The sequence below is a fragment of the Stenotrophomonas sp. genome, from assembly GCF_031995405.1.
GTDB lineage: Bacteria > Pseudomonadota > Gammaproteobacteria > Xanthomonadales > Xanthomonadaceae > Stenotrophomonas.
In genome coordinates this window covers 1-13,720 of sequence record NZ_DAMAGC010000035.1, presented here as the reverse complement: position 1 = coordinate 13,720, position 13,720 = coordinate 1, and the positions used below count along the sequence as shown (strand labels likewise).

Genomic DNA, 13,720 nt, shown 5'->3' with positions numbered 1-13,720 from the left:
GGCGTGCCGGCCAGCGGCCGGCACGATGCGGGCATCGAACGCAGGAGGGACATCGACGCCCCCTCCTGCGCCGTCGCCGCTCAATCCAGGCGCTTGCGGAAACGCAGGATGGCCAGGGTCATCATCACCGCGATGAAGGCCAGCAGCGCCAGCACCTCGGGCCACAGTTCCCACCAGCGCGCGCCGCGCAGCATGATGCCGCGCACCAGGCGCAGGAAATGGGTCAGCGGCAGCACCTCGGCCAGCCACTGCACCGGCCTTGGCATGCCGGCGAACGGGAACATGAAACCGGACAGCAGGATCGACGGTAGAAACACGAACATCGTCATCTGCATGGCCTGGAACTGCGACTGCGCTTTGGTCGAGATCAGCAGGCCCAGCGACAGGTTGGCGGTGATCAGCAGCATCGCCACCAGGTAGACATCCAGCACGCTGCCGCGCACCGGCACGTCGAACAGCCACATGCCCAGCAGCAGCACCAACGTGGTCTGGATCAGGCCGATCACCGCGTACGGCAGCACCTTGCCGATCATCAGCTCGCTGCGCGTCAGCGGCGTGGCGATCAGCAGCTCCATGTTGCCGCGCTCACGTTCGCGCACGATCGCCACGGCGGTGAACATCACCATGGTCATGGTCAGGATGATGCCGATCAGCCCCGGCACGATGTTGATCGCCGAGCGCCGCTGCGGGTTGTAGAAGGCCACCACGCTGATCTGTCCGGCACTGGCGACCGCGCCCGGGCGCAGCGGCCGGTCGTTGCGTTGCGGCTGGCTCTGCAGCGGCACCTGGGCCAGCTGCACCGCCGCGCTCTGCACCACGGTGTCGCTGCCGTCGACCAGCACCTGCACCGCTTCACGACCTTCGAAGCGGCGCCGTTCGAAGTCCGGCGGGATCACCACGCCGACGCTGATCCGCCCCTCGCGCAGCGCGTGCATCAGCGAGTCGGGCGTGTCCACGCGCAGTGTCGGGGTGATCACCCCGGTGGCGACCATGTCCATCAACAGCGCGCGCGACGCCGCGCTGTTGGCCTGGTCGGCGATGCCGGTCTCCAGGTGGCGCAGGTTGAGGTTGATCGCATAGCCGAACAGCACCAGCTGCATCACCGGAATGCCGACGATCATGGCCAGGGTGATGCGGTCGCGGCGCATCTGCCGCAGCTCCTTGAGCACGATCGCCCACAGCCGGCGCAGGCTCATCGCGGCGGTTCCGGTGGCGCGCCGTCCTCGCGCCCGCGGGTAGAGGAGACGAACACGTCCTCCAGGTTGGCCACGGCCGCAGTCACCTCCGCGCTCTGACCGCTGCTGCGCAGCGCCTCGCGGATGCCTCCCTCGCCCTCGCCTTCGTGCGCCAGCAGTACGCGCAGGGTGTTGCCGATCTGCGCCACGCTGAGCACCCCAGGCAGGCCGGCAAGCAGGCGCTGCGCCTGCCGCGGCTGCTGCGCGGTCACCTCCAGGGTTCGGCCGTGCAGCGCGGCGGTGAGCTCGGCAGGGCTGCCATCGGCGACGAGCACGCCACGGTCGAGGATGACCAGCCGGTGGCAGCGCTCGGCCTCGTCCATGTAGTGGGTGGACACCAGCAAAGTGGTGCCGGCGTCGGCCAGGTCGAAGAGTTTTTCCCAGAAATCGCGGCGTGACTCGGGGTCGACCGCGCTGGTCGGTTCATCCAGGAACAACAGTTCCGGCTTCTGGATCACCGCACCGGCCAGCGCCAGGCGCTGCTTCTGGCCGCCGCTCATGGTGCCGGCCAATTGCTTCTGGCGATCCTGGAAATGGTATTGCTCGACCAGCTCATCGATGCGCTGCCGGGCGGCAGCACGCGGAATGTCCTGCACGGCGGCGAGGAACTCCAGGTTCTCGCGCACGCTCAGGTCGTCGAACAACGAAAAGCGCTGGGTCATGTAACCGATGCGGCGGCGCAACGCCTCGGCCTGCTCGGGTATGCGCAGGCCGAGCACATCGATGTCGCCCTCGCTCGGGGTGAGCAGGCCGCACAACATGCGGATGGTGGTGGATTTGCCCGAACCGTTCGGGCCGAGGAAGCCATAGACACTCGCGCGCGGCACGCTCAGGTCCACGTGGTCCACCGCGACCAGATCGCCGAAGCGTTTGCTCAGGCCGCGGGCGCGGATCGCCAGCGGGCCCTCGCCGGCCGGCGCGGCGGCATCGCCTGCAGCGTCGTCGGCCGACATCACCGGAGTCAAAACGTAACCTGCAGCGGTACGCCCGCCGGCAGGTCGGCCATGCGCGCGGCATCGTTGTCCGCGCTCAGTTCGATCTCGGCCAGCCAGCTCAGGCGTGCGGCATCGGCACCGCTCAGCGCGTAGTACGGGGTGAACCCGGGATCGCTGCGGATGCTGCGTACGCGACCGGCCAGCGTACCGTCGCGCCCGAGCAGCTGGATCTGCGCCGCCTGACCGACCTTGACCCGCAGTCGCAGGGCCTGCGGCAGGTAAACCCGTGCATACGGGCGGTCGCCGACCAGCATCACCACCAGCGGCGCACCGACCGGAGCCTGGTCGCCCAGTTTGTAGGGCAGCGCATCGACCAGACCGTCGCGCGGTGCCAGCAGATCCAGCTTGTTCAAGGTGACCGCCTGCACCGCCGCCTGCGCCTGCGCGGCCTGCAATGCGGCTTCGCCTTGGGCGACCTGCTCGACCCGGGTACCGTGCTGCAGCGCCAGCAACGCCTGTTCGGCCGCACGCACCACGCCCTGTGCGTTGCCGGCGGCGGCGCGGGCGCGATCGACGTCGGCAGCGGCCACCAGTTGTTGTCGCCCCAGCGGCTGCAGACGGGTGTAGTAGGCCGAGGCATCGGCCGCCTCGGCACGCGCGGCGGCGAGGTTGGCCTGGGCCTGGGCGATGTCCTCGACGCGCGGTCCGTTGCGCAGTTCCAGCAACGCCTCTCCGGCCTGCTGCGACTGCGCCTGCAGCGCCTGCAGCTGGGCGGCGGTGCGGGTCTGTTCCAACTGCAGCAGCGAGGTACCGGCGCGTACCCGCTGGCCTTCCCGCACCTGGATGGCGACGATGGTTTCGGCCGCCGGTGCCGGCACGCTGATGCGATCCCATTCCAGCGTGCCCAGGGCCGGTTCCTCGCGGTCGGCGCAGCCGGTCAGCAGCACCAGGATCGCAGCCAGCGGCAGCCACCGGCGGGACACATGCACGACCATGGACATCGAACGCCCTTTTGCAGGAGGAGACGCGCCGTCACCTTGCGCACACGTCCGTGAAGAGGGGGTCAGTTCAGCGCGGCGCTGGTCATGAAATGATCACCTCGCGCGCCCCCTTGCCGCCACGGGCCGCATCGCGCTTATCCACATGTTTCTCCAACATCCACCCACAACCGCTGTGGATGAACGCGCGGGTCTTGACGCTTTTTTGACCACGACCCTGAATCGCCTGCGGCACTAAGGTCCGCGCAGGCTATCCACAGGTTGCTGCAGCGTCCTTGCACAGACGCTGTGGAGCACCCTGCCTTCGCTGGCGGCCACCGTGGCTGCGCGCTACCCTGTGTTTCCTATCCCAACTCTGCGGCCGGGTCGCTGCGACCGATGGCTGCCTGACGCAATGACGGCACTTGCACAACGCGACTTCACCCTGGTCCCGGAAGACAACGAACGCCTAGCCAACCTGGCCGGCCCGTTCGACGAGCACCTGCGCCAGATCGAACTCAAGCTCGGCGTGGAAATCGCCAACCGCGGCCCCGTGTTCCGCGTGACCGGGCCCAAGCGGGTGATCGAAGAAGCAAAGACGCTGATCGAGGCCCTCTACGAGGAAGCCGGCGAGGTCACCTTCGACAGCCACGCCATCCACCTGCGGCTGAACCAGGCCAACGTCGAGCACGTGGTCGACGGCGCCTACGAGGCGCAGGACGTGACCATCAAGGTCAAGCGCGGCACGGTGCGCGGTCGCGGCGCCAACCAGGCGCGGTACCTGCACCAGATCACCACCCACGACATCAATTTCGGGATCGGCCCGGCCGGTACCGGCAAGACCTTCCTGGCCGTGGCCAGTGCGGTGGACGCGTTGAACGAGTCGCGCGTGCAGCGGCTGATCCTGGTGCGCCCGGCGGTGGAAGCCGGCGAGAAGCTGGGCTTCCTGCCCGGCGACCTGAGCCAGAAAGTGGACCCGTACCTGCGCCCGCTGTATGACGCCCTGTACGAGATGCTGGGCGTGGAAAAGGTGCTCAAGCTGCTGGAAAAGAACATCATCGAGATCGCGCCGCTGGCCTACATGCGCGGCCGCACGCTCAACGATGCGTACGTGATCCTGGACGAAGCGCAGAACACCACCGTCGAGCAGATGAAGATGTTCCTCACGCGACTCGGCTTCGGCTCCACCGCCGTGGTCACCGGTGACCTGACCCAGACCGATCTGCCCAAGCACGTCAAATCCGGCCTGCGCGATGCGATCGAGGTGCTGCGCGATGTCGACGGGGTGAGCTTCACCTTCTTCGAAGCCCGCGACGTGGTCCGCCACCCGCTGGTGGCACGCATCGTCAGCGCGTACGACCGCCGCGACCTGCAGCAGGTAAAACCCGGCGCGGAGTAGACGTACACTGTCCACTTCCGATTGATCTGAACTACCGGTATCGCCATGACCAAGGGCCCCGTCCGCCTTGATGTAGCCGTCAGCTACGCCCTGCCCCGTGCCGGGCTGCCCTCGGCGGTGAGCTTCCGCAAGTGGGTTGCCGCCGCGCTCAAGGGCCGCATCCGCGAGGCCGACCTGGCCATCCGCCTGGTCGATGCCAAGGAAGGGCAGTCGCTGAACCGGCATTACCGGGGCAAGGATTACGCCACCAACGTGCTGAGCTTCCCGGCCGAGGTCCCCGAAGGCCTGCCCAAGGGGGTGAAATTCCCGTTGCTCGGCGACCTGGTGATCTGCGCCCCGGTCGTCGCGCGCGAGGCCCAGGAGCAGGACAAGCGGCTCAACGCCCACTATGCGCACCTCACCGTGCATGGCGTGCTGCACCTGCTGGGCTGGGACCACGAGGACGACAAGGAAGCCGAGGCCATGGAGCAGCTGGAACGCGACATCCTGGCCGAACTGGGCATCGACGACCCCTACGCCAACGAGAACTGAGCCGCCCACCGGTGACCCACGGATTTTCGATGACCGCTTTCAAGACTGCCTGCCTGGGCCTGCTGGCCCTGCTGCCCGCCACCGGCTTGGCCGCCCCGCTCGATCTGGCCGCCCTGATCGAATGCCGGCAGGGGCTGGCCGAGTACAACGCGGTGGCGCCGGTCGTGGCCGACCCGCTCAAGGCGGTCGCCAACGGCCTGCAGCCGCTGCCGCAGTCCAATCCATTCATGAGTGAATTCCGCCTGGCTACGCCGGTGACCGTCTTCGACCAGCAGACCGAGTACATCGCCGTGGCCGGGGCCAGCATCATGGCCATCCTCGACCTGGCCGACCCGCGCCCGATGGCCAAGCGGCTGGCGCTGGAGGACGGCGTGGACACCCCGGACAAGTTCATGGCTGGGCGCGAGCTGGTCAGCCGCGACGTCACCGACCCGACGACCGGCGAACCGATGATCGAATCGGTGATTCTGAGCCTGTCCACGGTCAAGACCCACCCCGGCAAGACCCTGGCCGGCTGTACCTACAGCCTGGACCTGCCGCCGGAGGAGGAACCGGCCCCGGACGCCCCGCCGGCCTCGCCCACCCCGGCCGGGACCGTGAATGCGGTGCCCGCCGGCGGACGCTGACAGCGGCGCGCATCCTGCTAGACTAAATCCAACGCCCGGCTCGCCGGGTGCCTTTTTTCCAGAGATGTCTGAAGACGACAGTAGTGGCTCCAATGCGGAGCAAAATGAAAAGAAGCGCAGCTGGCTCGAACGCCTGACCTCTGCCTTCTCCGGCGAACCCCACACCCGCGACGAGCTGGTGGCGGTCCTGCACACCGCGCAGGAAGATGGGCTGATCGCCGCCGATACCCTGCGCATGATGGAAGGCGCGATTTCGGTCGCCGAGCTGACCGTGGGCGACGTGATGATCTCGCGGTCGCAGATGGTGTCGCTGCCGGTGGAAGCGCCCTTCCTGGAACTGATGAAGCAGGTGGTCGAATCCGGCCATTCGCGCTTCCCGGTGCACGGCGACAACAAGGACGACATCCTGGGCGTGCTGCTGGCCAAGGACCTGCTCCGTGGCGTGGTCGCCGACCACGGTCCGGCCAACGTGCGCGAACTGCTGCGCCCGGCGGTGCTGATCCCCGAAGCCAAGAAGCTCAACGTGCTGCTCAAGGAGTTCCGGCTCTCGCGCAACCACATGGCCATCGTGGTCGACGAATACGGCGGCGTCGCCGGGCTGGTCACCATCGAGGACGTGCTGGAGCAGATCGTCGGCGAGATCGACGACGAGCACGACGAGGCCGAAGACCACACCGCGCAGATCGCCATCCAGGCCGACGGCCAGTACGTGGTCGATGCGCTGACCGCGATCGAGGATTTCAACGAGCGTTTCGGCGCCGACTTCCCCGACGACGACTACGACACCATCGGTGGCCTGGTCACCGAGGCGATCGGCCACCTGCCCGAAACCGGCGACGAGCTCAGCCTGGACCGCTTCGTGTTCCGGGTGGCGCGCGCCGACGCCCGCCGCGTGCAGGCGTTCCATGTGACCGTGCTGTCGGCGGACACCGACACCGAGGATTGATCAACGCCATGCGGCCCCTGCTGAAGCGGTGGCCGTCGTGCCGCCTGTTGTTCCTGTCGTGGATGCTGATCCTGGCCAGCCTGCCGTGCGCGGCGCTGGCGCAGGAGGCCGCCGTGCCCGTGCCACCGTCCACCGTTGCCCCCGCCGGAGCCAAGCGCGACGTCGCTCCGCAGATCGGGGTGCTCACCATGCAGCCCGGCGAGGTCTTCTTCGAACGCTTCGGCCACGACGCGCTGGTTGTCGTGGACCCGGCCAGCGGCGCGGCCACGTCCTACAACTTCGGCTACTTCGATCCGGGCGAGTCGGACTTCATCGGCCGCTTCGTGCGCGGCCAGATGATGTATTACCTCGTGGCGCTGCCGCTGGACGAAGATCTGTCCTATTACCGCCACAGCGGTCGGGGTGCCAGCATCCAGTGGCTGGACCTGGCGCCGGCGCAGGCGCGTGCGCTCGCCGATGGGCTTGCCGAACGCGCCAAGCCCGAGAACGCGCGTTACCACTACGATTACTACACCGCCAACTGCGCCACGATGGTGCGCGACACGATCGACCGGGCACTGGGCGGCGGTCTGCATTCGCAGCTGTCCGGCCGCTCGCGGGGCAACACCTACCGCAGCGAATCGGTGCGGCTGGCCTCGCCGTCGCCGTGGATGTGGCTGGGCTTCGACATCGGCCTGGGGCCGTTCGCCGACCAGCCGCTGTCGCGCTGGCAGGAAGCCTTCGTGCCCATGCGCCTGGCCGATGCGTTGCGTCAGGCACGCAACAGCGAAGGCCGCCCCTTGGTGATGGCCGAGACCGTGCTGCTCGACCATCACATCGCGCCGGAACCCAAAGAATCCCCGCGCCACTGGTGGCCGTGGCTGCTCTGCGGCCTGCTGGCCGCCGTGGGCGTACTGGCCCTGCGCACGCGTCGGCGCGTGCTGGGCGGTATCGCGCTGCCGCTGTGGCTGTTCTGTGGCATCTCCGGTGCCCTGCTGACCTACCTGTGGGGCTTCAGCGCACACCAGGCGGCGTGGGCCAACCGCAACCTGCTGGTGCTGTCGCCGCTGTGCCTGCTGCTGCTGCCGGGCGCGGTGACCCTGCTGCGCGGGCGTACACCACGCGCCTGGTTCCGCATCGTGCTGTGGGCGGTGGCGCTGCTGGCTGCGCTGGGCCTGGTGCTGAACTGGCTGAGCCTGCAGGCGCAGGTCAACCTGCAGTGGATCGTGCTGCTGCTGCCGGTGCATCTGGCGCTGGCGTGGGCGCTGGGGCGTCGTGACTTGCCCGTCACGGGTCGCTGACGCACGATGCCGCCCATGGAAAATACCGCACCCGTCAATCCGCCCTGCGTCATCAACTGTGTCCACTACGATGATCAGGGCAAGCGCCACGACATCAGCCTGGATGCGATCAGCGATGTGATCGAAAGCGGCAACGGCTTCGTCTGGGTCGGCCTGTACGAGCCTGCCGACAGCGTGCTGCTGAAGCTGCAGGAAGAGTTCTGCCTGCACTCGCTGGCCATCGAAGACGCACGCAACGCGCATCAGCGGCCCAAGGTGGAGTCGTACGGCAACTCGCTGTTCGTGGTGGTCACCACCGCGCAGATGGTGGACGAGCGCATCCAGTACGGCGAAACCCACGCTTTCCTCGGGCCGCGCTTCCTGGTCACCGTGCGCCACGGCGCGTCGCTGTCCTACGCCGCGCCGCGCGCGCGGGTCGAGCGCGAGCCCGAGCTGCTGCGCACCATGGGCCCGTCGTACTGCCTGTATGCGGTGCTGGATTTCGTGGTGGACAACTACCTGCCGATCACCCAGCGCTACCGCGACACGCTGGAGCTGCTGGAGAAGGACATCTTCTCCGACAGTTACAAGCGCCAGACCGTGGTGCGCCTGTACGAGCTGAAGCGCGAGCTCAACAAGATGCGCATGGCCGTTGCCCCGCTGCAGGACATGCTGGCGCAGATCAAACGCTACCAGGGCGAGCTGGTGCCCGATGAGGTCAAGCTGTACCTGCGCGACGTGCACGACCACGCGGTGCGGATCAGCGATGTGATCGATACCCTGCGCGAAATGCTGGGCACCGCGCTGAGCGTGAACCTGTCGCTGGTGACGCTGGCGCAGGGCGAGACGGTCAAGCGCCTCGGCGCATGGGCCGCGCTGCTGGCCGCCCCGACGTTGATCACCAGCTGGTACGGCATGAACTTCAGCCACATGCCCGAGCTGAACCAGCCGTGGGCCTATCCGGCGATGATCATCGGCGTAGGCGCAATCTGCGTCGGGCTGTACCGCCTGTTCAAGCGGGTGCACTGGCTCTGAGGCAAGCAGCGCTGGACACCCCGGTGGTGCCAGGCCAGGCAGCGGGATCCACAGTAGTGCCGGCCGCTGGCCGGCTCCCCGCAAGGCCCGATCCGCGCAATGGTGTGGGATTTCGAGCAGCCGGCCAACGGCCGGCAGTACCGGTCGAACAACCGGCCGACAGCCGGCATCACCGCCTGCAACGGCCCTGCCGGGCCGCGCCGATCAGGCCACGTAAACGGTCTTGATGTTCATGAACTCATGGATGCCATGGTCGGCCAGTTCGCGGCCGAAGCCGGAGCGTTTGGTGCCGCCGAACGGCAGGCGCGGGTCACTCTTGACGATGGCGTTGACGAACGCTGCGCCGCATTCCAGGCGCTTGGCCATCGCCTCACCCCGCTGCGCGTCGCCGCTCCAGACGCTGCCGCCCAGGCCGAAGGTGGTGTCGTTGGCCACACGCAACGCATCGGCATCATCGCGCACGCGCACGATGGCAGCGGCCGGACCGAACAGTTCTTCGTCGTAGGCCGGCATCCCGGGGCCGACATTGTCCAGCACGGTGGCCGGGTAACCGGCGTGGCTGCCGGCAACCGGCTCACCGCCCAGCACTACCTTGGCGCCCTTGGCGACGCTGCTCTGCACCTGCTTGTGCAGCTCATCGCGCAGGTCGGCACGGGCCATCGGCGCCAGGGTGGTCTTTTCGTCCTGCGGATCGCCGTACACGCGCGATGCGGCAGCCGCGACAAACTTCTCCACGAACGCATCGGCGATCGCATCGACCACGATGAAGCGCTTGGCGGCGATGCAGGTCTGGCCACTGTTGTCGAAGCGCGACTTCACGGCGGCGGCCACGGTCTTGTCGAGGTCGGCGTCGTCGAGGACGACGAAGGCATCGCTGCCGCCCAGTTCCATGACGCACTTCTTGAGCTGGTCGCCGGCGGTGGCGGCGATCGAACGCCCGGCACGTTCACTGCCGGTGAGCGTGACCGCCTTGACCCGCTTGTCGCGCAGGACGTCGGCGGCCTGGTCGTTGTCGATATGCAGCACGTCGAACACGCCCTCGGGCAACCCGCCATCGCGGCAGACGGCAAGGATCAGGTCGGCGCACTGCGGGACGTTGCTGGCGTGCTTGAGCAGGGCTACGTTGCCGGCCATGAACGCCGGTGCGAGGAAGCGGAACACCTGCCAGATGGGGAAATTCCACGGCATGACCGCGAACACGCAGCCGATGGGCTCGTAGCGCACGTAGCTGCGCTGGGCTTCGGTATCGATCAGCTGCGGCTTGAGGTAGTCGGCCGCATGGTCGGCGTAGAACTCGCACGCCTGGGCGCACTTTTCGATTTCAGCGAGCGCTTCGGCCTTGAGCTTGCCCATTTCGCTGGTCATGGCCTGCTGGATGTCGTCCTTGCGCTGGCGCAGCTGCGCGGCGATGCCCCGCAGGATGGCGCCCCGTCCCTGCAGGGACTGCGCCGACCACAACGGGAAGGCCTTGGCGGCGGCGGCCAGGCGCTGTTCGATCTGCGCGGCATCCAGCAGTTCGTGGCGGTAGGTGACCTCGCCGGTCGCGGGGTTGATGATTTCAACGGTCATCGCGGTGCTCCGAAAGACAGGCGGTCATTGTGCGCCGCGGCCTGTGAGCCGGATGTTGCCGGATGGGTCGGAAAGGCTGCTCTGGTTGCGACATGGGGTCGCAGGTTGGGGGTTTTCGCGGGAAGCAAGGTTTCACTGGCGAGTGGTTGGCACGGTGCGGGCGGGATGCCGGGACACGCCGTGAATCCCGCTCCGCGGCCCGGCCCAGCCGCTGGCGGCTGTGCGTTCAGTCGCATGCGAGGCGGTGCCTCGCAAGCAATGCGCCTTCACCCATGTAGGCTCGCGGGCGCCATCCATGGCGCCCGACGGTCCCGGCATCCCACCCGCACCGTGCCCAGACAGTTGGCCGGTACCGCAATGAGAGCAAGAGCCGGCCGTCCGTATTTTTGGAGGTGGGAGACAAGAGCAGCCGGGCATGGCCCGGCTCTACCGGTTGGCCGGGGTTCCGTGGGTTGCGTGCAGCCGGGCATGGCCCGGCTCTACCGGTTGGCCGGGGTTCCGTGGATTGCGTGCAGCCGGGCGTGGCCCGGCTCTACCGGGGGGTCAGCGCGCCGATGAACGGGTAGAGCCGGGCCATGCCCGGCTGCTCTTGATTCCGTCCCTCGGCCCCCAAACTACTCTTTGTCCTGCAACGCCATCTGCATGTCACGCTGACGCCGCTTCTCACCGCGCGCCGTAACAAACCAACCGACCACCGCCGCAATCGACACCGCCAGTACCATCAGCGTGGCCAGCGCGTTGATCTCCGGCTTGATCCCCATCCGCACCGATGCGAAGACCTTCATCGGCAGCGTCGTCGAATTCGGGCCCGCCACGAAACTGGCGATCACCACATCATCGAGCGACAACGTAAAGGCCAACAACCAGCCCGCCACCAGCGCCGGCGCGATGATCGGCAAGGTGATCTGGAAGAACACCTTCAACCGGCTCGCGCCCAGGTCCATCGCCGCCTCTTCCAGTGAACGGTCCAGCTCCTGGAGCCGCGAGGACACCACCACCGTCACGAACGACAGCGTGAACGTCACATGCGCGATCCAGATACTGGTCACCCCGCGCGCCGGGAAACCCGGAATGCCGCCCATCGCCACCAGCAGCGTCATCAGCGAAAAGCCCAGGATCACCTCCGGCATCACCAACGGCGCGGTGATCAACGCACCGAACATCGTCTTGCCCGGGAAGCGCTTGAACCGGGTCATCACCATCGCCGCCATCGTACCCAGCACCGTCGACGCGCACGCCGTCCAGAAGGCCACCTCCAGGCTGATCCACAAGGCATCCAGGATCTGCCGGTTGTTGAACAGCTCCCCGTACCAGCGCGTGGAAAAGCCCGACCACACCGTAGCCAGCTTGGAGGCGTTGAACGAGTAGATCATCAGCAACAGGATCGGCAGGTACAGGAACGCAAACCCCAGCCCCAGCACCGACCATCCCAACCAGCGGCTGCCGCGCACCATGCTCATAGCAGCTTCCCTTCCAGCTCACGCTGCTGGACCCGGTTGAACAGCAGGATCGGCACCAGCAGCAACAACAGCATCACGATCGCCACCGCCGAGGCCGTCGGCCAGTCGCGGTTGTTGAAGAACTCACCCCACAGCACCCGCCCGATCATCAGCGTGTCCGGGCCGCCCAGCATCTCCGGGATCACGAATTCGCCCACCGCCGGAATCATCACCAGCATGCAGCCGGCGATGATGCCGGTGCGCGACAACGGCAGCGTGATCCGCAGGAACGCCTGCCACGGCCGGGCGCCCAGGTCATAGGCAGCTTCGAGCAGGCGGTTGTCCAGCTTGACCAGGTTGGCGTACAGCGGCAGCACCATGAACGGCAGGTAGCAGTACACAATGCCGATGTAGGCGGCGGTCGGCGTGTACAGGATCTGCAGCGGCGCATCGATCAGCCCCAGCTTCAGCAGCAACTGGTTGAGCAGCCCGTTGCGGTCCAGGATCCCGATCCAGGCGTACACCCGGATCAGGAACGAGGTCCACGACGGCAGCACCACCAGCATCATCGCCACGTTGCGCGCGGCCGGCGACATCCGCGAAATCACGTACGCCATCGGGTAGCCGATCAGCAGCGTCAGCAGCGTGGCGATCACCGCGATTTTGATCGAGCTCAGGTAGGCCAGCACGTACTGGTTGTCCTTCACCAGCGCCGCGTAATTGCCCAGGTTGAGCTTCAGCGAGAATGCGCCATCCACGTATTCCAGCAGCCAGGTGTACGGCGGCGAGCCGACCTGCGTGCGCGAGAACGAGATCATCAGGATGATCACGAACGGCACCGCGAAGAACAGCAGCAGCCACAGGTACGGCGCGGCGATCACGCCGCCGCGGGTACCGGGGAGCCAACGCTTCCAGCCGGCGGCGTTCATGCGGTGAGCACCACGCCGTCGTTGTCGCGCCAGCACACCCACACGCGGTCGCCCCAGGTCAGCCCATCGCTGGCCCAGCGCTGCGAATTGGCGAAGTTGGACAGCACCTTGGCCCCGCTCGGCAGGCGCACGTGGTAGACCGAATGGCTGCCGAAGTAAGCGATCTCCTCGATCACCCCCTGGGCCTTGTTGGTGTCACCGGCCGGCTCGTCCTTGCCGATCATCACCTTCTCCGGGCGCAACGCGAACGCCACCGGCTGGCCTTCGTAGCCGGTGATGCCATGGGCCACGTAGATCGGCGCAGGGAACAGCGGCGTGCGCACGGTGACGTACTCGGGCAGGTCTTCGTCGATCACCCCGTCGAACAGGTTCACCGACCCGATGAACTCGGCCACGAAACGGTTGGCCGGCTGCTCGTAGATTTCGTCCGGCTTGCCCACCTGCTGGATCCAGCCGGCATCCATCACCGCGATGCGGGTGGCCATGGTCATGGCCTCTTCCTGGTCGTGGGTGACCATCACGCAGGTCACCCCGGAGGTCTCGATGATGTTGACCAGCTCCAGCTGCATCTGCGAGCGCAGCTTCTTGTCCAGCGCGCCCATCGGCTCGTCCAGCAACAGCAGCTTGGGTCCCTTGGCCAGCGACCGTGCCAGCGCCACGCGCTGCTGCTGGCCGCCGGACAACTGGTGCGGCTTGCGCTTGGCCAGCTTGCCCAGCTGCACCAGCTCCAGCATCTCGCCCACGCGGGTGCGGATCGCATCGCGGGCCAGGCCGTCCTGCTTCAGCCCGAAGGCGATGTTCTGCTCCACCGTCATGTGCGGGAACAGCGCGTAGGACTGG

General features: G+C 67.2%; 13 protein-coding genes. 6 read left to right on the top strand and 7 right to left on the bottom strand.

From position 1 onward, the window contains the following. Positions 1-80: 80 nt before the first annotated feature. The 3 genes from RTO53_RS08635 to RTO53_RS08625 all read right to left on the bottom strand — a co-directional run bounded on the left by RTO53_RS08635 (position 81) and on the right by RTO53_RS08625 (position 3,165). The gene (locus RTO53_RS08635) at positions 81-1,196 is read right to left on the bottom strand and encodes an ABC transporter permease (protein ID WP_312237401.1); all 1,116 of its coding nucleotides are present in this window, start codon (positions 1,194-1,196) and stop codon (positions 81-83) included. Beyond that, complete coding sequence (locus RTO53_RS08630; protein WP_312237420.1) at positions 1,193-2,128, bottom strand: ABC transporter ATP-binding protein; 936 nt, start codon at positions 2,126-2,128, stop codon at positions 1,193-1,195. The genes RTO53_RS08635 and RTO53_RS08630 overlap by 4 nt, the downstream gene beginning before the upstream one ends. Positions 2,129-2,196: 68 nt before the next feature. Next, a complete protein-coding gene (locus RTO53_RS08625) occupies positions 2,197-3,165 on the bottom strand; it encodes an HlyD family efflux transporter periplasmic adaptor subunit (RefSeq protein ID WP_312237419.1) in 969 nt (322 codons plus the stop codon). Positions 3,166-3,562: 397 nt separating this feature from the next. Here RTO53_RS08625 and RTO53_RS08620 point away from each other — a divergent pair, with 397 nt between their 5' ends. The 6 genes from RTO53_RS08620 (at position 3,563) to RTO53_RS08595 (ending at position 8,943) form a co-directional block, all read left to right on the top strand. Continuing rightward, entirely contained in the window at positions 3,563-4,546 is a 984-nt protein-coding gene (locus tag RTO53_RS08620) for a PhoH family protein (RefSeq protein ID WP_312237400.1), read from the top strand. Between the two features lie 45 nt (positions 4,547-4,591). After that, positions 4,592-5,077, top strand: coding sequence for an rRNA maturation RNase YbeY (gene ybeY, locus RTO53_RS08615; protein ID WP_312237399.1), 486 nt, complete (start codon positions 4,592-4,594; stop codon positions 5,075-5,077). Between the two features lie 29 nt (positions 5,078-5,106). Then, the gene (locus RTO53_RS08610; protein WP_312237398.1) at positions 5,107-5,703 is read left to right on the top strand and encodes a hypothetical protein; all 597 of its coding nucleotides are present in this window, start codon (positions 5,107-5,109) and stop codon (positions 5,701-5,703) included. Positions 5,704-5,767: 64 nt separating this feature from the next. Beyond that, a complete protein-coding gene (locus RTO53_RS08605; protein ID WP_312237397.1) occupies positions 5,768-6,649 on the top strand; it encodes a transporter associated domain-containing protein in 882 nt (293 codons plus the stop codon). Between the two features lie 8 nt (positions 6,650-6,657). Continuing rightward, on the top strand, positions 6,658-7,929 hold the full coding sequence (locus tag RTO53_RS08600) for a DUF4105 domain-containing protein (protein WP_312237396.1): 1,272 nt from the start codon (positions 6,658-6,660) through the stop codon (positions 7,927-7,929). A 15-nt stretch (positions 7,930-7,944) separates the two neighbouring features. Next, positions 7,945-8,943 carry a magnesium and cobalt transport protein CorA gene (locus RTO53_RS08595; protein WP_312237395.1) on the top strand — a complete coding sequence of 333 codons (999 nt, stop codon included), beginning with the start codon at positions 7,945-7,947 and terminating at the stop codon, positions 8,941-8,943. Positions 8,944-9,147: 204 nt separating this feature from the next. Here the strand turns inward: RTO53_RS08595 and RTO53_RS08590 are convergent, their stop codons facing one another. The 4 genes from RTO53_RS08590 to RTO53_RS08575 all read right to left on the bottom strand — a co-directional run. Next, entirely contained in the window at positions 9,148-10,512 is a 1,365-nt protein-coding gene (locus tag RTO53_RS08590; protein ID WP_312237394.1) for an NAD-dependent succinate-semialdehyde dehydrogenase, read from the bottom strand. 614 nt (positions 10,513-11,126) lie between these two features. Beyond that, positions 11,127-11,972 (bottom strand): ABC transporter permease subunit, encoded by an 846-nt coding sequence (locus RTO53_RS08585; protein WP_312237393.1) that lies wholly within the window; start codon positions 11,970-11,972, stop codon positions 11,127-11,129. Further along, positions 11,969-12,880, bottom strand: a complete 912-nt coding sequence (locus tag RTO53_RS08580; protein WP_312237392.1) for an ABC transporter permease subunit — start codon at positions 12,878-12,880, stop codon at positions 11,969-11,971. The genes RTO53_RS08585 and RTO53_RS08580 overlap by 4 nt, the downstream gene beginning before the upstream one ends. Next, positions 12,877-13,720: TOBE domain-containing protein (locus RTO53_RS08575; RefSeq protein ID WP_312237391.1), on the bottom strand; the 844-nt coding region annotated here is incomplete at its 5' end. The genes RTO53_RS08575 and RTO53_RS08580, both read right to left, overlap by 4 nt.

Excerpts from the sequence above, each read along its gene's own strand:
- RTO53_RS08635 (WP_312237401.1), bottom strand. The coding sequence starts at position 1,196 with ATGAGCCTGCGCCGGCTGTGGGCGATCGTGCTCAAGGAGCTGCGGCAG.
- RTO53_RS08625 (WP_312237419.1), bottom strand. The coding sequence starts at position 3,165 with ATGGTCGTGCATGTGTCCCGCCGGTGGCTGCCGCTGGCTGCGATCCTG.
- RTO53_RS08620 (WP_312237400.1), top strand. The coding sequence starts at position 3,563 with ATGACGGCACTTGCACAACGCGACTTCACCCTGGTCCCGGAAGACAAC.
- ybeY (WP_312237399.1), top strand. The coding sequence starts at position 4,592 with ATGACCAAGGGCCCCGTCCGCCTTGATGTAGCCGTCAGCTACGCCCTG.
- RTO53_RS08610 (WP_312237398.1), top strand. The coding sequence starts at position 5,107 with ATGACCGCTTTCAAGACTGCCTGCCTGGGCCTGCTGGCCCTGCTGCCC.
- RTO53_RS08605 (WP_312237397.1), top strand. The coding sequence starts at position 5,768 with ATGTCTGAAGACGACAGTAGTGGCTCCAATGCGGAGCAAAATGAAAAG.
- RTO53_RS08600 (WP_312237396.1), top strand. The coding sequence starts at position 6,658 with ATGCGGCCCCTGCTGAAGCGGTGGCCGTCGTGCCGCCTGTTGTTCCTG.
- RTO53_RS08595 (WP_312237395.1), top strand. The coding sequence starts at position 7,945 with ATGGAAAATACCGCACCCGTCAATCCGCCCTGCGTCATCAACTGTGTC.
- RTO53_RS08590 (WP_312237394.1), bottom strand. The coding sequence starts at position 10,512 with ATGACCGTTGAAATCATCAACCCCGCGACCGGCGAGGTCACCTACCGC.
- RTO53_RS08585 (WP_312237393.1), bottom strand. The coding sequence starts at position 11,972 with ATGAGCATGGTGCGCGGCAGCCGCTGGTTGGGATGGTCGGTGCTGGGG.
- RTO53_RS08580 (WP_312237392.1), bottom strand. The coding sequence starts at position 12,880 with ATGAACGCCGCCGGCTGGAAGCGTTGGCTCCCCGGTACCCGCGGCGGC.